Source organism: Brevundimonas sp. P2_A6 (assembly GCF_056404975.1).
Genome location: NZ_JBFUCZ010000004.1, coordinates 145524 through 164303 on the forward strand (window position 1 = coordinate 145524; position 18780 = coordinate 164303).

Below are 18780 nucleotides of genomic sequence, written 5' to 3' on the forward strand. Positions count from 1 at the left end.
GCGGGTGACCGACCTGCCCCCCCTTCGTGAGTCGCTGGAAGCCCACGGCCTGCTGGCCAAAAAGAGCTTCGGCCAACATTTCCTGCTGGACCTCAACATCACGCGCAAGATCGTGCGTCTGGCCGGTCCGTTCGAGGGGCGCGCCGTGATCGAGGTCGGGCCCGGCCCCGGCGGTCTGACCCGCGCCATCCTGGAGAGTGACGCCGGTCGGGTCGTGCTGATCGAGAAGGACCCGCGCTTCCTGCCCCTTCTTGCCGAACTGGACACCGGCGACGGCCGCCTGACCATCGTGGAGGCGGACGCCCTGAAGGTCGATCAGTCGAGGTTGGTCGAAGGCCCGGCGCACATCGTCTCGAACCTGCCCTACAACGTCGGGACGCCACTGCTGATCGACTGGCTGACCGGGGTCTGGACGCCGCACGCCATGACCCTGATGTTCCAGAAGGAGGTCGCGGAGCGGATCGTGGCCGGCCCCGGTGACGACGCCTATGGGCGCCTCGCCGTCATATCACAGGCGGTGGCAGAGGCACGGATCGTCATGCACCTGCCCGCCGCCGCCTTTACCCCGCCGCCCAAGGTCGCATCCGCCGTCGTCCATCTGATCCCACGCGCCGAACGCCCCGACCGCGCGACGCTGAAACGGCTGGAGTCCGTCACCGCCGCAGCCTTCGGCCAGCGCCGCAAGATGCTGCGCTCCAGCCTGAAGCAACTCGGCGGCGGTACCCTGTGCGCGGCCGCCGGGGTCGATCCGGACGCGCGGGCCGAGACCATCGACATCGCGGGGTTCCTGCGACTGGCAAGAGCGACCCTATGACCGACATCGACCAGTTCCGCGCCATCGTCATCAGCCGCCTGGCCCATGCCCTGAAGGCCGAGGGGCGCAGCGTGATCCACATGGAGTTCGGCCAGCCCTCGACCGGCGCGCCGCCCGCCGCGATCGCCGAGGCACACCGCGTGCTGGACATCGACGGCATGGGCTATTGGGAAAGCGCGCCGCTAAAGGCGCGGATCGTCCAGCTGTATCGGGATCGATACGGCGTCGCGATCACGCCCGAGCGCCTTCTGCTGACGTGCGGGGCGTCTCCCGCGCTCGTGTTGGCCCTGTCATCCGCATTCAAGCCGGGCGACCGGATCGCCATGGCCCGGCCGGGCTATGTCGCCTATCGCAATACCGTCCGGGCCCTGAACATGGAGGCGATCGAGATCGCCTGTGGTCCGGCCGAACACTATCAGCTGACCGCCGACGCCCTGGCCGCACTGGACCCGGCCCCCGCCGGGGTCATCATCGCCAGCCCCGCCAACCCGACCGGATCGGTCATCGCGCCCGATGAGATGGTCCGGATCGCCGAGATATGCCGTACACGGAACATCCGCATCATCTCGGATGAGATCTATCACGGCCTGTCCTATGTCGGGCCCCAGCCGTCGATGCTTTCGTTCGAACCGGACGCGATAGTCATCAACAGCTTCAGCAAATACTGGAGCATGGCAGGCTGGCGGCTGGGGTGGTTGCTGGTCCCCGCCGATCATGCGGAGCGGGCGCGAGCCTTCATCGGCAATCTGTTCCTGACGCCGCCCAGCCTGAGCCAGCACGCGGGCCTGATCGCCATGGATCAGCAGGCGGTGCTGGAAGGTCATATCGACGTCTATCGCAACAACCGGACCCGGATGCTGGAGGCACTGCCCGCGCTGGGCCTGAAGTCGATCGCGCCCCCGGACGGGGCCTTCTACATCTGGGCCGACATCGGCCATCTGACGCAGGACAGCGTGGCCTTTTGCGAGCGTCTGCTGCGCGACACGGGGGTTGCGACGGCACCGGGCGTGGACTTCGACCCCATCGACGGACACCGCTTCATGCGCTTCAGCTTCGCCGTCTCGACGGCGGAGATCGAGGACGCCCTGGCCCGGATGATCCCCTGGTTCGCGGCGAGGGCGGCCGGCTGAACGTCAGTCCAGCCCGGTGATCCGGCCGTCGGGTCCGAGCCCGATGCGCTCGGCCGAGGGAACGCGCGGCAGGCCCGGCATGGTATTCACCGCCCCGCACAGGGCGACGACGAAGCCCGCCCCCGCTGACAGCCGCACTGAATCGATCGGCAGCACGAACCCCTGCGGCGCGCCTGACACCTTCTCGTCGGCGGTGAAGGAATAGGGCGTCTTGGCCATGCAGACCGGCAGGTGTTCGTGCCCGTCAGCCTCGAACCGAGCGAGGTCCTTCTTCGCTGCTGAGGACAAAGCGATGTCAGACGCGCGATACAGGCTCTGAGCCACCGTGCGAATCTTCTGTTCCAGCGGCAGGTCGTCGGCATAGGTCAGCTTCAGCGCACGCGCTGGATCGGTGTTTGCCTCTGCCAGCTCCGCCACCGCCTGGGCCAGCGCCTCGGCCCCCGCCCCGCCATGGGCCCAGTGGGTGCAGACGTGGGCCTCCACTCCGTGCTCGGCGCACAGATCGACGATCGCGGCCTGTTCCTGGGCCGTATCGCTATGAAAAGCGTTGATCGCCACGACGACCGGCAGGCCGAAGCCATGCAGGTTCTCAATATGGCGGGCCAGATTGACGAAGCCGGCGCGAACGGCCGCCACGTCCTCGGTGCCCAGAGCGTCTTTGTGCACGCCGCCCTGCAACTTCAGCGCCCGCACGGTCGCCACGATGACGGCTGCGGATGGGGCCAGGCCGCTGGACCGGCACTTGATGTTCAGGAACTTCTCGGCCCCCAGATCGGCCCCGAACCCGGCCTCCGTCACCGCGAAATCACCCAAAGCCAGCGCCGCGCGGGTCGCTGTCACGGAGTTGCAGCCGTGAGCGATGTTGGCGAAGGGGCCACCGTGGACCAGCGTGGGCGTGCCGCCCAGCGTCTGGACCAGATTTGGCAGGACGGCGTCGCTCAGGATCGCAGCCATCGCCCCGGCCGCGCCCATGTCGCCCGCCGTCACGGCCACGCCATCCCGCGTCCGACCGACCACGATGCGCGCCAGCCGCGCCGCCAGATCGTCCGGGCCTTCCGCCAGGCACAGGATGGCCATGACCTCGCTGGCCACGGTGATGTCGAATCCGGTCTCTCGCGCCGCGCCGTTGGTGCCACCCAGACCGACCGCGACCTGCCGCAGCGCGCGGTCATTCATGTCCACGGCCCGACGCCAGGTCACCCGCCGCGCATCCAGACCCCGGTCGTTGCCCCAGTAGATCGCGTTGTCGACCATCGCCGCCAGCAGGTTGTGGGCCGAGGTGATCGCGTGGAAGTCGCCGGTGAAATGCAGGTTGATCCGGTCCATCGGCGCGACCTGGGCATAGCCTCCGCCCGTCGCCCCGCCCTTTCGCCCGAACACCGGCCCCATGGACGGTTCGCGCAGTGCGATGACGGTCTTGCGCCCGATCCGGTTCAAGGCATCGCCCAGACCGATGGTCGTCGTTGTCTTGCCCTCGCCCGCCGCCGTCGGATTGATGGCTGTGACCAGGATCAACCGACCGGACGGACGATCCGTCAGCCGGGCCAGGCCTTCACGCGACAGCTTGGCGATATGGCGGCCATAGGGCTCCAGCTCGTCAGGCCCGATCCCGATCTTGGCGGCGATGTCCTGAATCGGTTCCAGGACCGCAGCCTGCGAGATTTCGATATCGCTGGACATGTTCAGACCGTCTCGGAAAGCAGGCCCGTCCGGTAGGCCTCGACCCAGGTGTTACGGAACCGGCGGCTGCGCTCGGCGTGATAGATGTGGGCCAGTTCGGAATAGGACCGGTCGAAATCGTCGTTGACGAAGACATAGTCGAACTCGCCGCAGTGCTCGATCTCGCCCTTGGCGTTCTGGATTCGGCGTTCGATGACGTCGTCGGCATCCTGCGACCGGGTCACCAGGCGACGGCGCAGTTCTTCCAGGCTGGGCGGCAGGATGAAGACGCGCACGGCGTCGCCCGGGCATTTCTCGGCGATCTGACGCGCGCCCTGCCAGTCGATGTCGAACAGCACGTCGCGCCCCTCGGACAGGGCCTTGTCCACCGGGGCACGCGGGCTGCCGTATCGGTTGCCGTGCACGTCGGCCCATTCCAGGAAGGCATCCTCGTCGATGCCGCGCTGGAACGCCTCAGGCGAAACGAAGTGATAGTCGCGGTCGGCCACTTCGCCCGGCCGGATGCCGCGCGTGGTCATGGAGACCGACAGCTCCAGCCCGCCGTGGTCGGCCATCAAGCGGCGGCACAGGGACGTCTTGCCCGCGCCCGACGGGCTGGCCACGATCAGCAGGACACCCCGGCGGGGCGTGCGGTCATTCGACATTCTGAACCTGTTCTCGAAGCTGCTCGATGACCGCCTTCAGGTCGAGGCCCGTGGCGGTCAGCGCCGTCGTAGCCGATTTCGAGCACAGTGTGTTCGCCTCGCGCATCAACTCCTGCATCAGGAAGTCCAGCTTGCGACCGGCGGGCGGTTGATCCAGCAGGCTGCGGGCCGAGGCGACGTGGGCCGTCAGCCGATCCAGTTCCTCGCGCACGTCGGCCTTGGCGGCCAGGGCGGCCGCCTCCAGCACGATGCGCTCCTGCAGGCCCGGGGCGTCGGGTGCCAATTCGGCCATGCGGCGGGCGAAGCGGTCGCGCACGGCTTCGGTCTGGGCGACGGCTTCGGTCTCGGCGGCGGCGACCAGGGCCTCGATCCGGGCGATGAAGTCCTCGATCACAGGCCGCAACTGAGCGCCCTCCCGCTCGCGCGAGACCTTCAGCGCATCCAGTGCCTGCTCGACGCTGACGGCGATCGCGGCTTCCACCGACGCGCGGGCTTCGGCGTCGTCGACCTGTTCCTCGCTCTCGATCACGCCCTTGAGGCCCAGCAGGCCATCGGCCGACGGCGGGGTCGCCCCTTCCTCCGCCAGCTGGTTGGCCAGCGCCAGATATCGGGCCAGCACAGCCTCGTTGACCTTCAGCGTGGGCGCATCGCCCTCGGCTCGACGCGCGTTTACGCCCAGCGTCACCTGCCCCCTGCTCAGGCGTCGTTGCGCCGCCGCCTTGGCCAGCCGCTCCAGGTTGTCGAAGCCGTTCGGCCCGCGAAACCGGACCTCAAGATTGCGGCCGTTGACCGAGCGCGCCTCTACCGTCCAGGTCCAGCCGTCCTGGGCTCCGTCCGCCCGGCCGAAGCCGGTCATGCCCGACAGCATGCTCACGGTCCGTTCGCAGGGGCGGGTGTCGTGGCGGGCGCGGTGGTGGCGGCAGAACGCGCCGTGGTGGGTCGGGCAGGCGTCAGCGTGCCGGGGGCCTGCATGGTGATGACCGCATCACCGGTCACAGGCGGCGGTGCGACCGGCGCGGTGCCCGGCGGCAGGGTCTCCGCCGGGGGCGGGCCGGGCGTGCGGGCCTCGATCGAACGCCAGCGCGCGACATTGGCCAGGTGCTGCTCATAGGTGGAGGCGAACACATGCCCGCCGGTCCCGTCGGCGACGAAGAACAGATCCTGCGACCGCGGCGGATTCAGCACGGCCATCAACGACTGTCGTCCCGGATTGGCGATGGGCGTCGGAGGAAGGCCGTCGATCAGATAGGTATTATAGCCCGTGTCGCGTTCCAACTCGGATCGCCGGATGCCGCGCCCCAGCGGTCGCCCCTTTGTGATGCCGTAGATGATGGTGGGATCGCTCTCCAGCCGCATGCCGATCCGCAACCGGTTGGAGAACACCGCCGCGACCTGCGGCCGTTCGCGGGCGATGCCGGTCTCCTTCTCGACGATGGAGGCCAGGATCACGGCCTCTTCCGGCGTTCGGACCACTGTGTTGGGTCCCCGCTGGGCCCACAGGTCGGCGAGATTTTCGGACGCCGCGCGCTGCATGCGGGCGATGAGCTCGGCCCGGCCTTCACCCCTGGCGACCTCGTAAGTCTCGGGCCACAGGGAGCCCTCCTCCGGCACTTCCGGGATGGTGCCCGTCAGGACCGCTTCCTTGTTGAGGATGTCGACGGCCTGGGCCGAGGACCAGCCCTCGGGGATAGTGACGAAATGGCGGACGACGCGACCATCGGTCAGCAGGGCCAGCACGCCTTTCAGCGAGGCCTTGGTCGGCACCTCGTATTCACCGGCTCGCAATCGGCGGTCGGCTCCGGTCAGGGTCGCGGCGGCCTTGAACATGTCGACCGAGCGGATGACCCCCGCGTTCTTCAGGGTCGCTGCGATCGCCGAGACTCCGGATCCGGACGGCAGGGTCACGATGGTCGCAGCGCCCGTCCTCGCAGAGGGTCCCGGCGCGTAATAGACGCTCCACGCCCAGGCCAGTCCCGCGATCAGGAACAGGCTGACGGTCGCGGACGCGGCCAGCGCGGCCGCCACCAGTCCCGACCGCTTCTGCCTCGGCGCCGCCCCCCGGCCGTTCGTCATGTCAGGTGACCTTGCGGAAAATGACCGAGGCGTTGGTGCCGCCGAAACCGAAGCTGTTGGACATCACGACGTCGATCTCCATGGGTTTCCCCTTGTGAGGCACCAGGTCGATGGCGGTTTCGTGTTCCGGGTCGTCCAGGTTGATCGTCGGCGGCGCGATCTGGTCGCGGATGGCCAGCACGCTGAACACCGCCTCGATGGCCCCGGCCGCGCCCAGCAGGTGGCCCGTCATCGACTTGGTCGAGGACATGGCCAGGTTCTTCGCATGGTCGCCGACCAGCCGTTCCACGGCCCGCAGCTCGATCCAGTCGGCCATCGTCGAGGTGCCGTGGGCGTTGACGTAGTCGATGTCCTCGATTGCGATCCCGGCCCGCTTCACCGCCGCCTTCATAGCCCGATAGGCTCCGTCGCCGTCCTCGGACGGCGCGGTGATGTGGAAGGCGTCGCCCGACATGCCGTAGCCGATGACCTCGGCATAGATCTTGGCCCCGCGCGCCTTGGCATGCTCGTATTCCTCCAGCACCAGCACGCCCGCGCCCTCGCCCATGATGAAACCGGCATGGCCCCGGTCGTAGGGGCGCGAGGCCTCTTCGGGACTGTCGTTATAGGCTGTGCACAGGGCCTTGCAGGCCAGGAAGCCAGCGATGCCCAGCGGCACGATAGAGCTTTCCGCCCCGCCCGCGACCATCACGTCGGCGTCGTCGAAGGCGATCATCCGGGCCGCGTCGCCGATCGCGTGAACGCCTGAGGCGCAGGCCGTGACCACCGCGTGGTTCGGACCTTTCAGCTGATGCCGGATCGAAATCTGCCCGCTGGCCAGGTTGATCAGGGCCGAAGGGATGAAGAAGGGGCTGATCCGGCGTGGGCCGCTTTCGTTCAGAACGGTCGAGGCGTCGGCGATGGGGCCCAGGCCGCCGATGCCCGCGCCCATCATGACGCCGGTGCGCTCCTTGTCCTCGTCGGTCTCGGGATGCCAGTTGGCGTCGTTCAGAGCTTCGTCGGCGGCGGCGATGCCGAACAGGATGAAGTCGTCGACACGCTTGCGCTCTTTCGGCGTCATGATCGCGTCGGGATCGAAGCTGCCGGGCACATCAGGCCCCCCGCCGCCACGGCCATCCACGCTGGGGACCTCGCCCGCGATGGTACAGCCGTAGCCCGTGGTATCGAAGGAAGTGATCGGACGGATGCCGGATCGCCCCTCGACGATGCCCTTCCAGCTGTGCTCGACGCCGGTGCCCAGAGGGGTGACGAGGCCGAGACCGGTGACGACGACGCGACGCATGCTTTCGCGCTCCAGCAGATACCTGATTCAGAAACAGTAATGGCCGCCGGGCCGCTCCGCTAGGAGGGCCGGGCGGCCATCAGCTGCCGATGGACCGAATGCGCTTAGGCGGCGGTCTTTTCGTCGATGAACTTGACCGCGTCGCCGACGGTCTGGATGTGCTCGGCGGCGTCGTCGGGGATCTCGATGTCGAACTCTTCCTCGAAGGCCATGACCAGTTCGACGTTATCGAGCGAGTCGGCGCCCAGGTCGTCGATGAAGCTGGCCTTCTCGGTGACCTTGTCCGGATCGGCGTCCAGGTGGTCGATGACGATCTTGCGGACGCGTTCCAGGGTATCGGACATGGGTGTCTCTGCCTTTTAGAGGCCGCCCGGGGCGGCGTTGTAATCTCGATCTGCCGTCTCACGACGGCCCCGGTTGCGCAAGAGGCAACGCCTCGCTGACCCAACCGGTTGCCGTCGCTTTAGCACACCCCTCGGCCGTGGAAATAGGGCGTAACGCGGAGTTACTTCTGTCCGCGATTGATCCACCAGACCAGTGCGCCACCGACGATCGCCATCGGGGCTCCATAGATGGCCCAGATGATATGGCCGGTCATGAAGCTGCCCGGCAGGATGTTGAACCCCTGCAGCACCCAGATGACGCCGATCAACAGCAGAGGCCCGGCCAGGACGGTGGCGAGATAGCGGAGGACGATCATCGAGTTGTCTCCTGGGCGATCAGATCATCGCCATGCCGCCGTTGACGTGCAGCGTCTGGCCCGTGACGTAAGCCGCTTCGTCCGACGAAAGATAGACGGCGGCGGCCGCGATCTCGTCGCCCGTGCCCAGGCGACCGGCGGGGATGTTCCTCAGGATGCCTTCCCGCTGCTGCTCGTTCAGCACGTCGGTCATGGGCGAGGTGATGAAGCCCGGCGCGATGCAGTTGACGGTGATGCCGCGCGATCCGACCTCCTGGGCCAGGGACTTCGAAAAGCCGATCATCCCGGCCTTTGACGCGGCATAGTTCGTCTGCCCGCCATTGCCGGTGACGCCGACCACCGAGGTCACGCCGATGATCCGGCCCGACCGACGCTTCATCATCCCCTTCATGGCCGCGCGGCTCAGGCGGAAATAGCTCTCCAGATTGACGGTCAGGACGGACTGAAAATCCTCGTCCTTCATCCGCAGCAGCAGGCCGTCCTTCGTAATGCCCGCATTGGCGACGAGGATATCCAGGCCCGCGCCTGCGACCTCTTCGGCCACGCCGACCAGCGCATCGACAGAGGCCGGGTCGGACAGGTTGGCGGTCGCGAAATGCGCGCGCTCGCCCAGCTCGGCCTTCATCTCCGCCAGCACAGCCTCGCGCGTGCCGGACAGGACAACGGTGGCCCCTTGCGCGTGCAGGGCGCGAGCGACGGCCCCTCCGATCCCGCCCGTGGCCCCGGTGACGAGGGCGGTCTTGCCTGTGAGATCGAACATCTGTGTCTCCTTATTGCGCCAGCGACTTCGCAAACGCTTCGATATCCTCGGCCGTGTTCAGCGCGAGGCTCTCTGCATCCGGGGCGATGCGCTTGGCCATGCCGGTCAGCACCTTGCCCGAGCCGATCTCGACGAAGCGGGTCACGCCGCCCTCGCCCGCCATCCACATCATGCTCTCGCGCCAGCGCACGCGGCCGGTGACCTGCTCGACCAGCAGACGGCGAATCGTGTCGGCATCCGTTTCAGGCCCAGCGGTGACATTGGCGACAACCGGCACTGAGGGTGCGATCAGGTTGGCCGAAGCCAGGGCAGCGGCCATTTCGTCGGCCGCAGGCTGCATCAGCGGACAGTGGAAGGGAGCCGAGACGTTCAGCGGGATGGCCCGCGCCCCCAGTTCCTTGGCCTTCTCGATGGCGCGGTCCACGGCGGCCTTGTCGCCCGAGATGACGACATTGCCGTTGTTGTTGTCGTTGGCCACGACGCAGGTGCCGATCTCGGCTCCAGCGGCGGCGGCGGCCTCGGCCAAAGCCAGATCCGTCTTCGGCCCGATCAGCGAGGCCATCGCCCCCTGCCCCACCGGCACCGCGCGCTGCATGGCCTGACCCCGCAGCTTCAACAGCCGCGCCGTGTCCGCGATCGAAAGCCCCCCGGCGGCCGCCAACGCTGAATATTCTCCGAGCGAATGCCCCGCCACGAACGCCGCGCGATCGACCCCGATGCCGAACTCATTCTCAAGCACCCGCATGACCGCCAGCGACACCGCCATCAAAGCGGGTTGGGCGTTCTCGGTCAGGGTCAGTTGATCCTCCGGCCCGTCACGCATCAGGCCGGACAGATCCTGCCCCAGAGCCTGGTCGATCTCGGCGAAAACGTCCCGCGCCGAGGCGAAAGTCTCGGCCAGCACGGCCCCCATGCCGACGGCCTGACTGCCCTGTCCGGGGAAGAGAAGCGCGAGGGTCATGGTCGGTCCGTGATGGTTGTCAGGAGCGCGGAGGGGTAAGCCGATCGTTCCGTCACGGCAAGACGGCCGGCGTCGATCGATGCGGCGTTCTTCTTGACGGTTCAGCCTCGATGGAGGAGATTCTTGAAATGACAAACGTCGCCGTTCAGCTCAGCGATGATCAGGCGAAACGCCTGGGCGAAATCGCGCGGTACCGGCATGCCAGCACCGCCTCCGTCGTGCAGGAGGCCGTGAACCAATACCTGGATCATGACGCCGAGTTTCGCGCAGCCGTTCAGGTCGGCATTGACCAGGCGGATCGGGGCGAGGTCGAGGATTGGGACGTCGTCAAAGCCCGACTTCGCGCCCATATGGCCAAACGACTGGCCCAAGCGGCGGAATGAGGGTTCGGACCTCGCTGCAAGCGAGCGAAGACCTTCGAGATATCTTCGACTACATCAGCGGCGACAGCACACAGAACGCTCACAAAGTGGCGGAGCGCCTAATCGAGGCGATCGACAGCCTCGGCCAACTAGAGAGTCGCGGCCGTAAGGGTCAGATTGAGGGCACGCTCGAACGTGTCGTGCCTCTCACAGGCTGCATCCTAATCCACAGGGTGGACGCCGACGAAGTCGCGATTCTTAGAGTTTGGCGTTCGGCGAGAGGCTTGCCGCGAGCCGACTGACGCTCTCGCCTTGCCCCCTGCCCCCTTTTCCCCTATACGCGCCCGCTTTCCAGGGCTTCGGTCCTGATGCGGAACGCCAAAGGGTCCGGGAAGTCCTCCCGGCCGCCGCTTCAGGATCCATCGTGGTTCGGACTTTACCCGGTCCCTCCGCGCCGACGCCCCACCAGGGAGACTGACGAATGGCTCTTTACGAGCACACGGTCATGACGCGCCAGGATATCAGCGCGCAACAGGCCGAAGCCCTCAACGACACCATCAAGGACCTGATCGTGGCCGGCGGCGGTTCCGTCGCCAAGATCGAGTACTGGGGCCTGCGCAACTTGACCTATCGGGTCAAGAAGAACCGCAAGGCCCACTATTCCCTGCTGGCCATCGACTGCCCCCCGCCCGCCATGGCCGAAGTCGAGCGTCAGCTCGGCATCAACGAGGACGTGCTGCGCTGGCTGACCGTTCGCGTCGAGGAGCTCGACCTGGAACTGTCGCCGCTTCTGGCCCGCCGCGAGCGCGAGCGTGAACGCGACCGTGAGCGCACGCCGCGTGAAGACGCCGACGTGGCCGCGTAAGGAGGATTTGAACCCATGACCGATACCACCTCCTCGTCCAACGTCCCCGGCATGCCCGTGGGCTCCGGCTCCGGCCGCCGTCCGTTCAATCGTCGCCGCAAGGTCTGCCCGTTCACGGGCGAAGGCGCGCCGAAGATCGACTACAAGGACGTCAAGCTGCTGCAGCGCTACATTTCCGAACGCGGCAAGATCGTGCCCTCGCGCATCACCGCCGTGTCCCAGATCAAGCAACGCGAACTGGCCAAGGCCATCAAGCGCGCCCGCTATCTGGCCCTCCTGCCCTATGTGGTGAAATAAGATGAAGGTCGTTCTGCTCGAACGCGTCGAGAACCTCGGCGCCATCGGCGACGTCGTCACCGTCAAGGATGGCTTCGCTCGCAACTTCCTGCTGCCGCGGGACAAGGCCCTTCGCGCCACCTCCAAGAACCTGGAGAAGTTCGAATTCGACCGCGTCGCCATCGAGGCCCGCAACGAGAAGAACAAGGGCGAGGCCCAGAAGATCGCCGACAAGATCGACGGTCAGTCCTACGTCATGATCCGCCAGGCGGGTGAGACCGGCCAGCTGTACGGCTCGGTCTCCGGTCGCGACGTCGCCGAGGCCGTTCAGGCCGAAGGCGGCAAGATCGAACGCTCCCAGGTGGTCCTCAACACGGCGATCAAGACCCTGGGTGTCCACGAAGTGCTGGTTCGCCTGCACGCCGAGGTCGCCGCCACGGTCAAGATCAACATCGCCCGTTCGGCCGACGAAGCCGAGCGTCAGGCCAAGGGCGAGGACGTCATCAAGTCGGCCTACGACGAAGACCGCAATGCCGCCGCCGAACAGGCACGCGACATGGTCGAAGGCGGCGCCGGCCAGCAGGACGGTCTCGGTTCCGAAGGCTAGGTCCAGCCGACCGGACGATAGACGACAGACGGCGCGGGGAGCGATCTCCGCGCCGTTTTTCGTTCTAGCCAGGTTCGCTCAACTGATCCGTCTAGGGATTTTCCAGCGGTCCACAGACGGACCAATTCGATCCCCGGCCACGGATACGTCCGGGCCTGTCGCAGACGCGTGAGAGGGGTAAGTCGTTAACCCGATGAACGCCTTTACCCCCTTCGCCGACTCCGTCGCCATTCCGTCGCTGCCGCACAACCTGGAGGCCGAGCAGGCCTTGCTGGGCGCGCTGATGTTCGACAACGCCATCTTCGAGCGCCTGTCGGACCGCCTGCGCGGCTCGCACTTCTATGAGCCTTTCCACCAGCGGCTCTACGACGCGATCGAGGATCATATCCGCCAGGGCATGCTGGCCGAACCGACCATTCTGATGGAGCGATTCAAGCAGGACCCGGCGTTCGCCGAGTTCGGCGGGCTGCGCTATCTGGCCGACCTGATGGACCGCGCCCCTCCTGGGGCCAATGCGCCCGACTATGCGCGCGTCGTCTACGACCTGGCGCTGCGCCGCGACCTGATCCGCATCGGCGGCGACATCATCAAGGAAGCGCCGGACCCCGAGACGCCCGCCATCGACCAGATCGAACAGGCGGAACTGACCCTGTATTCACTGGCCGAGACCGGCGCGCCCTCATCGGGCTTCGTCAGCTTCTCGACGGCCCTGGCCGGCGCCGTGCAGATGGCGGGCGAGGCGTATCAGCGGGACGGCAAGCTGGCCGGCCTGGCCACCCATCTTGACGATCTCGATTCCAAGCTGGGCGGCATGCACCCGTCCGACCTGCTGATCCTCGCCGGCCGTCCGTCGATGGGCAAGACGGCGCTCGCCACCAACATCGCCTTCAACGTCGCCCGCAACTACCGCTGGGAGCCGACCCCGGACGGCCGAAAGACGGTGTCCGGCGGCGTGGTCGCCTTCTTCTCGCTGGAAATGAGCGCCGAACAGCTGGCCATGCGTATCCTGGCCGATGCGTCTGGCGTGTCCTCTGATCGCCTGCGGAAGGGCGAAATCGATGCCAGTGACTTCGGCAAGGTGCGCGATGCCGCCATCGAGATCGGCGAAAGCCCCCTCTACATCGACGCCACCGGCGGCCTGGCCATCTCCAAGCTGGCGGCCCGCGCCCGTCGCCTGAAGCGGATGGAACAGGGCCTGGACCTGATCATCGTCGACTACCTCCAGCTGATCACCGTCGGCGAGGGCAATGCCCAGAAGAACCGGGTGCAGGAGGTGTCGGAGATCACCGGCGGCCTGAAGGCCCTGGCCAAGGAACTGAACGTCCCGATCATCGCCCTGTCGCAACTGTCGCGTCAGGTCGAGAACCGCGAAGACAAACGGCCGCAGCTATCCGACCTGCGCGAATCCGGCTCGATCGAGCAGGACGCCGACTGCGTGATGTTCGTCTATCGCGAGAGCTACTACTTGGGCCGCACCGAACCGCGCGAGGGCACCGAAGAACACCTGAAATGGCAGGAGGACATGGACCTGCTGGAACACCAGGCCGAGGTGGTCATCGGCAAGCAGCGCCACGGACCCATCGGCATCGTGAAGCTGAGCTTCGACGCGGACACGACCCGCTTCGGCAACCTGGCCCGCAGCGGCTTCGGCAACTTCAGCGATATTCCGGAGTAGGTCGCCCTCTCCCCTTGCGGGAGAGGGAGATCGCGCACGGCGGCGCAGCCGTCGTCCTGGCGCGATCGGGTGAGGGGTGACTCCCGGCGTCGAAGGGTGCGCGTTGAAGAAGGGGGCTCGCCGGTAAGACCGGGAGCCACCCCTCATCCGACCTCGCTCCGCTCGGCCACTTTCTCCCGCAAGGCGAGAAGGACAACCGGCTCAATCGTCGCGGTGAACCCGCTCGCGGCGTTCGTGGCGCTCCTGGGCCTCGACCGACATCGTCGCGGTCGGACGCGCTTCCAGACGGCCCAGGCCGATCGGCTCGCCCGTGTCCTCGCAATAGCCGTAGGAGCCGTCCTCGATCCGGCGCAGCGCATCCTCGATCTTGGAGATCAGCTTGCGCTGCCGATCCCGTGTGCGCAGTTCCAGTGCCCGGTCTGACGCCGAAGACGCGCGGTCCAGCAGGTCGGGATGGTTTTCGGTCTCGGCCTTCAGGTTGACGACCGTGCCCTTGGACTCGCGCAGGATATCGTCCCGCCAGGCCATCAACTTGTGTTTGAAATAGGCGAGCTGCCGTTCATTCATGAACGGCTCGTCTTCCGAAGGCCGGTAACCGGCCGGTTCGTCCGACGGAACAGAGGCCAATGCGGTCATCGCACTCACACTCGAAACAGCGCCCCCCATGGCGCAAGACGGCCTATAGGCAGGGTTGGTGACTCGCGGCAACCGTCATCGCGCGTCCGTGATTGCGGCCAAGCTCTCTTGTAACCGCCATCGTGACATTTCTTCATCACCCGGCGCGTCGAACAGGGGATTTGACCGGGTTTTCCGGGGTTTATGCTGCGCTGCGGCGAACTTCGGCCTTTGCCAGCTCGACGGCGGCACGCAGATCGATCTGTTGCAACAGGCCGGTCAACGCCTCGTCGGGATCCTCCGGGCGTTCCTCGTGCAGGCCCCGAGCCATGCGTTCGAGAGCACCCTCGCCGGAATCCCCCGATAAAAGGGCCAACTTCAGTTCGTCCAGCCGATCGAGCAGATTCGCGCCGCGCCGGACCGCGCGGCGGCGCCGCTCCGTCGCCGTCTCCACCCCCTGAAGCGCCATGAGCGCCGAGACGTCGCTGACGCCGGATGCCGACGACACAGCCTGGGATGACGCCGTCGAGGCCGTCGCCGCGCCTTGCGGCACGGAAAAGCCGCCGCTCGCGCGCACGGGTCGCTGACTGGCGGCCGGGCCGATACCCGAGGGGCCAATGACCTTCATGACAGGGTGCTCTTTGGCATGGCCCACCATCGCCGGACGTCCGTCACCGTTTGGTTAACGACGCGGCAGGTTTTGCCGGGAAGCAGCCACCCCGATCCTCGTGACTACTGATTTTCAAAGACTTTTGGTCCGGCACGACTTTCGCATCGCATGCAGCGAGTCTGTTCGCCGAAAGTCCGCCCGATGCAGAAGTTGCTGACCGCCCTCCTCGCCCCGCTCGCCCTGGCGCTCGCCGTGGCCGGGCCCGCGTCGGCGCAGTCGCGCATCAAGGACATCGCCTCGATCGAGGGCGTGCGCACCAACCAGCTGGTGGGCTATGGCCTGGTGGTCGGCCTGGCCGGAACGGGCGACAGCCTTCGCAACTGCCCCTTCACCAGACAGTCGCTCGAAGGCATGACCGAGCGGCTGGGCGTCAACATCCGCGGATCCAATGCCAACTCCAAGAACCTGGCCGCCATCATGGTGACCGCAGATCTGCCGCCTTTCGCCACACCGGGTTCGCGCGTGGACGTTTCGGTCTCCAGCCTGTGCGACGCCAAGAGCCTGCTGGGCGGGACGCTCCTGGTCACCAGCCTTCAGGGCGCGGACGGCAACGTCTATGCTGTGGCGCAGGGTTCGGTGCAGACCGGCTCCGTTTCCGGGTCCGGTGCCTCGGGGTCGTCGGTCACGCGCGGCGTGCCGACCGCCGGGCGCATAGCATCGGGCGCGACGGTGGAGCGTGAGACCGGCTTCAATCTGGACGGCCAGCAGGAAGTTCGCCTGACGCTGCGCAACCCCGACTTCACCACGGCCCAGCGGGTCGCCGCGGCCATCAACGCCACCTATCCCTCCACCGCCCTGGCAGAGAACGGATCGGTCATCGCCCTGCGCGCGCCGGCGCAACTCGGCATGGCGGCCTTCATCAGCCGGGTCGAGAACATGCCGGTCGCGGTCGATACCCCCGCCAAGGTCATCATCGACGAGGTCAACGGCGTCATCGTCATGGGCGAGAACGTCCGGATCTCCACCGTCGCGATCGCGCAAGGCAACCTGACCATCTCGGTCCAGGAAAGCCCCCAGGTCAGTCAACCCGCCCCCTTCAGTCAGGGACAGACCACGGTCGTCCCCCAGTCCGACGTCACGGTCGAGGAGGAACTGGGCCGCGAAATCCGGCTGGTGAACGGCGCCACCTCCCTGTCGACGCTGGTCAACGGTCTGAACGCCCTGGGCGTATCGCCCCGCGACATGATCTCGATCCTCCAGGCCATCAAGGCGGCGGGCGCGCTGCAGGCCGAAATCGAGGTGCTGTGATGAGCGACCTGGCCGTTTCCGCCGACCTGCTGGCGCCGGTTCCGTCCGCTCCCAACGCCGCGTCCGCGCGCATGCGGGAGACGGCGGAAAACTTCGAAGCGTCCTTCCTCGCCCAGATGCTGAAACCCATGTTCGAGGGCCTGTCGACCGACGGGCCGTTCGGCGGAGGCGAGGCCGAGGGGACGTGGCGCAGCTTCATGATCGACGCCATGGCCAAACAGACGGTCAAGGCCGGCGGCATCGGCCTGGCCGACACCGTGGTGGCCGAGATGGTCCGCATGCAGGCCCAACAGACGCAAGCCCAGGCCGGAACCGCCGAATGACCTACGATTCCGTCACCGCCACCGCCCATCTGCGTCGTCTGACCGACCTGACCGACCGTCTGACGGCCCGGCTCGAGGCTGAAACCGATGCCTTCGCCTCACACCGGCCTCAGGACGTGGCCGCCAGCCTCGGCGAGACGCAGGACCTGGCCAATCTCTATCGGCGCGAATCGGCCCAGCTCAAATCCAATCCCGGTCTGCTGTCCGCCGCGCCCCTGGCCGAGCGCATGGGACTGATCAAGGCGACCGAAGCGTTCGAGGCGGTTCTGGCCATCCACGCCCGCACAGTCGAAGCCGCGCGAACGATTTCCGAAGGCCTCGTAAGGACGATCGCGCAGGAGGTCGCCGGCGCGCGCGCCATGGGCACCGGCTACGGTGCCTCGGGCCGGGCAGCCGCTGGTGACGGCCGAGCGGTGACGCTGAATCGCACCGCCTGACCGGAACGCGTTAACGATGTGTCTGAGGTGAAGCTTAAGGGCTGTATGCCACTGTGAGGGCATGCCGATCCGCAAGCGCCTTCTGGGTATCGCCTTTGCCGCCGCCGACCTGCTGGTTGAGCTGGCACCCGAGGGCAGGATCGTCTTCGCACTGGGATCGGGTCCGTCAAAGGACCTTTCGGCCGAGACGCTGATCGGTTCATCCATCTTCGACGGCGTCGGCAAGGCCAGCGCAAAGGCGATCGAGACGGTCCTGGCCACCCTCAAATCCGGCACCCGCTCGCCTGCGGTCGAGCTGTTGTTCGCAGCCGGGGAGAATCGCGTGCGCCGCGCGACGGTGCGGCTGTTCGTCATGCCAGAACTGGCCCCCAACATCTCGGCGGCCGTGACCTGGGAAGGTCCGGCCTATCGACTTCACGACCCTCAGTCGCGCCCGGCACTGACTCCCGTGGCGTTTCTCGAGCGTGCGCGCGACGTATTGACCGCGCCGGGCGCATCTGGAGATCTGGCCGTCTCCTTCGTCGATGTCGCCGGGCTAGAGGCCGCCCGGGCGCTGGGCGAGGCCGGTGAGCGCCTGAATGCGCGCGTGCAGGCCGCGCTGCAGGCCGCGTCGGTCAACGGCGACAGCACCGGACAACTGGGGCCCGAGCGGTTCGCCATGCTGCGCGATCGTTCGACCGACAACGACCTCGCCGGCGAGGTTCGCGAACTGGGTCTCAGCGAGGGTCTCGACCTGGGGGTCCGATCGGCCGAGGTCGGTATCGATGTCGGCGGTGATTCCCTGAACACGCTTCGAGCCCTGCGTTTCGCGGTCGAAGGCTGCCTGAAGGACGGCGGGCTGGAACAGCCTGAGCTGTCCTTCACCGCCTCCCTGTCGCGGACGCTCAAGAACGCCGACGCCTTCCGGACCATGGTGCGAGAGCGCGGCTTCGACCTGCACTTTCAGCCGATCGTCGATCTGAAGACTGAAGCTGTGCATCATTTCGAGGCCCTGGCCCGGTTCCGTGGCACGAACGGTCCCGCCGACACCATTCACATGGCCGAGGAGCTGGCGCTGATCGAAAGCTTCGACGTGGCGGTGGCCGAAAAGGCGCTGGGTCGGCTACGTCGTCCCGGCTCGGGACTGCTGAAATTCGCCGTCAATGTCTCCGGGGCATCGCTGACCGACGACCGGTATGTCCAGGCGGTCCTGCGCATGACCGCGGCCCGCCCCGAGGAACGTCGCCGCCTGATCGTCGAGGTCACCGAATCCGCCGCCCTGGCGGATATCGACGCGGCCAACCGCCGCCTCGGGGCGCTGCGCGCGGCCGGCATCAAGGTCTGCATCGACGATTTCGGCGCCGGTTCTGCCAGCTACGACTACCTGCGCGGTCTGTCGGTCGATACGGTCAAGATCGACGGCAAGTTCGTCGGGGGGCTGGAGACGGATCCCCGCGCCCAGACCCTGATCGCGCATCTGGTCGAGCTGTGCGCCTCGCTGAAGGTCGATACCATCGCCGAGATGATCGAGACGCAAGGGACGGCCGACATCCTGCGCGGCCTCGGCGTCGACTACGGCCAGGGCTGGCTGTTCGGCAAGGCGGAGACCGAACCCCGCACCCAGCTTCAACCGATCGAGTCCGCCCGCCGCGTGGGAACCGTCGTCGGCTGGGGCTGAC

23 protein-coding genes are annotated in these 18780 nt (G+C 67.0%); 12 read left to right on the plus strand and 11 right to left on the minus strand.

Annotated elements, in window-relative coordinates; translation table 11 throughout:
* Positions 1-4: 4 nt before the first annotated feature.
* Together rsmA and AC1DW4_RS11670 are read left to right on the plus strand one after the other, a co-directional pair.
* The gene (gene rsmA, locus AC1DW4_RS11665) at positions 5-814 is read left to right on the plus strand and encodes a 16S rRNA (adenine(1518)-N(6)/adenine(1519)-N(6))-dimethyltransferase RsmA (RefSeq protein WP_477017433.1); all 810 of its coding nucleotides are present in this window, start codon (positions 5-7) and stop codon (positions 812-814) included.
* Entirely contained in the window at positions 811-1944 is a 1134-nt protein-coding gene (locus AC1DW4_RS11670) for a pyridoxal phosphate-dependent aminotransferase (protein ID WP_477017434.1), read from the plus strand. Before rsmA ends, AC1DW4_RS11670 begins: the two co-directional genes overlap by 4 nt.
* Positions 1945-1947: 3 nt before the next feature.
* Here AC1DW4_RS11670 and AC1DW4_RS11675 read toward each other — a convergent pair whose 3' ends face one another.
* From AC1DW4_RS11675 to fabD, 9 genes are all read right to left on the minus strand, one after another.
* Positions 1948-3624, minus strand: coding sequence for a formate--tetrahydrofolate ligase (locus AC1DW4_RS11675; protein WP_477017435.1), 1677 nt, complete (start codon positions 3622-3624; stop codon positions 1948-1950).
* Between the two features lie 2 nt (positions 3625-3626).
* Complete coding sequence (gmk, locus tag AC1DW4_RS11680) at positions 3627-4268, minus strand: guanylate kinase (RefSeq protein WP_477017436.1); 642 nt, start codon at positions 4266-4268, stop codon at positions 3627-3629.
* Entirely contained in the window at positions 4258-5136 is an 879-nt protein-coding gene (locus AC1DW4_RS11685) for a YicC/YloC family endoribonuclease (protein WP_477017543.1), read from the minus strand. Before AC1DW4_RS11685 ends, gmk begins: the two co-directional genes overlap by 11 nt.
* Positions 5137-5138: 2 nt before the next feature.
* Complete coding sequence (gene mltG, locus AC1DW4_RS11690) at positions 5139-6341, minus strand: endolytic transglycosylase MltG (protein ID WP_477017437.1); 1203 nt, start codon at positions 6339-6341, stop codon at positions 5139-5141.
* 1 nt (position 6342) lies between these two features.
* Positions 6343-7623, minus strand: a complete 1281-nt coding sequence (fabF, locus tag AC1DW4_RS11695; RefSeq protein WP_477017438.1) for a beta-ketoacyl-ACP synthase II — start codon at positions 7621-7623, stop codon at positions 6343-6345.
* 104 nt (positions 7624-7727) lie between these two features.
* Positions 7728-7967 carry an acyl carrier protein gene (locus AC1DW4_RS11700; RefSeq protein WP_013270001.1) on the minus strand — a complete coding sequence of 80 codons (240 nt, stop codon included), beginning with the start codon at positions 7965-7967 and terminating at the stop codon, positions 7728-7730.
* A 161-nt stretch (positions 7968-8128) separates the two neighbouring features.
* Positions 8129-8323, minus strand: coding sequence for a hypothetical protein (locus AC1DW4_RS11705; RefSeq protein ID WP_477017439.1), 195 nt, complete (start codon positions 8321-8323; stop codon positions 8129-8131).
* Positions 8324-8342: 19 nt separating this feature from the next.
* Positions 8343-9083 (minus strand): 3-oxoacyl-[acyl-carrier-protein] reductase, encoded by a 741-nt coding sequence (gene fabG / locus AC1DW4_RS11710; RefSeq protein WP_477017440.1) that lies wholly within the window; start codon positions 9081-9083, stop codon positions 8343-8345.
* A 10-nt stretch (positions 9084-9093) separates the two neighbouring features.
* Positions 9094-10044, minus strand: a complete 951-nt coding sequence (gene fabD / locus AC1DW4_RS11715; protein ID WP_477017441.1) for an ACP S-malonyltransferase — start codon at positions 10042-10044, stop codon at positions 9094-9096.
* 128 nt (positions 10045-10172) lie between these two features.
* On the opposite strand from fabD, the gene AC1DW4_RS11720 reads away from it, so the two are divergent.
* The 6 genes from AC1DW4_RS11720 to AC1DW4_RS11745 all read left to right on the plus strand — a co-directional run bounded on the left by AC1DW4_RS11720 (position 10173) and on the right by AC1DW4_RS11745 (position 13829).
* Entirely contained in the window at positions 10173-10427 is a 255-nt protein-coding gene (locus AC1DW4_RS11720) for a CopG family ribbon-helix-helix protein (RefSeq protein ID WP_477017442.1), read from the plus strand.
* Positions 10424-10708 (plus strand): type II toxin-antitoxin system RelE/ParE family toxin, encoded by a 285-nt coding sequence (locus AC1DW4_RS11725; RefSeq protein WP_477017443.1) that lies wholly within the window; start codon positions 10424-10426, stop codon positions 10706-10708. The genes AC1DW4_RS11720 and AC1DW4_RS11725 overlap by 4 nt, the downstream gene beginning before the upstream one ends.
* A 179-nt stretch (positions 10709-10887) precedes the next feature.
* Positions 10888-11271, plus strand: coding sequence for a 30S ribosomal protein S6 (rpsF, locus tag AC1DW4_RS11730; RefSeq protein WP_477017444.1), 384 nt, complete (start codon positions 10888-10890; stop codon positions 11269-11271).
* A 15-nt stretch (positions 11272-11286) separates the two neighbouring features.
* Positions 11287-11568, plus strand: a complete 282-nt coding sequence (rpsR, locus tag AC1DW4_RS11735) for a 30S ribosomal protein S18 (protein ID WP_477017445.1) — start codon at positions 11287-11289, stop codon at positions 11566-11568.
* Between the two features lies 1 nt (position 11569).
* On the plus strand, positions 11570-12154 hold the full coding sequence (gene rplI, locus AC1DW4_RS11740; RefSeq protein ID WP_477017446.1) for a 50S ribosomal protein L9: 585 nt from the start codon (positions 11570-11572) through the stop codon (positions 12152-12154).
* A 193-nt stretch (positions 12155-12347) separates the two neighbouring features.
* Positions 12348-13829: a replicative DNA helicase gene (locus tag AC1DW4_RS11745; RefSeq protein ID WP_477017447.1), complete on the plus strand. Its 1482-nt coding sequence runs from the start codon at positions 12348-12350 to the stop codon at positions 13827-13829.
* A gap of 201 nt (positions 13830-14030) precedes the next feature.
* On the opposite strand, the gene dksA is transcribed toward AC1DW4_RS11745, so the two are convergent.
* Entirely contained in the window at positions 14031-14465 is a 435-nt protein-coding gene (dksA, locus tag AC1DW4_RS11750; RefSeq protein ID WP_477017448.1) for an RNA polymerase-binding protein DksA, read from the minus strand.
* A 181-nt stretch (positions 14466-14646) separates the two neighbouring features.
* A complete protein-coding gene (locus AC1DW4_RS11755) occupies positions 14647-15072 on the minus strand; it encodes a flagellar assembly protein FliX (protein WP_477017449.1) in 426 nt (141 codons plus the stop codon).
* A gap of 183 nt (positions 15073-15255) precedes the next feature.
* Between AC1DW4_RS11755 and AC1DW4_RS11760 the strand changes: the two genes are divergently transcribed.
* The 4 genes from AC1DW4_RS11760 (at position 15256) to AC1DW4_RS11775 (ending at position 18779) form a co-directional block, all read left to right on the plus strand.
* Positions 15256-16362 carry a flagellar basal body P-ring protein FlgI gene (locus tag AC1DW4_RS11760; protein ID WP_477017450.1) on the plus strand — a complete coding sequence of 369 codons (1107 nt, stop codon included), beginning with the start codon at positions 15256-15258 and terminating at the stop codon, positions 16360-16362.
* Complete coding sequence (locus AC1DW4_RS11765; protein WP_477017451.1) at positions 16362-16685, plus strand: rod-binding protein; 324 nt, start codon at positions 16362-16364, stop codon at positions 16683-16685. Before AC1DW4_RS11760 ends, AC1DW4_RS11765 begins: the two co-directional genes overlap by 1 nt.
* Positions 16682-17122: a flagellar basal-body protein FlbY gene (locus tag AC1DW4_RS11770; RefSeq protein ID WP_477017452.1), complete on the plus strand. Its 441-nt coding sequence runs from the start codon at positions 16682-16684 to the stop codon at positions 17120-17122. Before AC1DW4_RS11765 ends, AC1DW4_RS11770 begins: the two co-directional genes overlap by 4 nt.
* A gap of 61 nt (positions 17123-17183) precedes the next feature.
* Positions 17184-18779 carry an EAL domain-containing protein gene (locus AC1DW4_RS11775; RefSeq protein ID WP_477017453.1) on the plus strand — a complete coding sequence of 532 codons (1596 nt, stop codon included), beginning with the start codon at positions 17184-17186 and terminating at the stop codon, positions 18777-18779.
* Position 18780 lies beyond the last annotated feature (1 nt).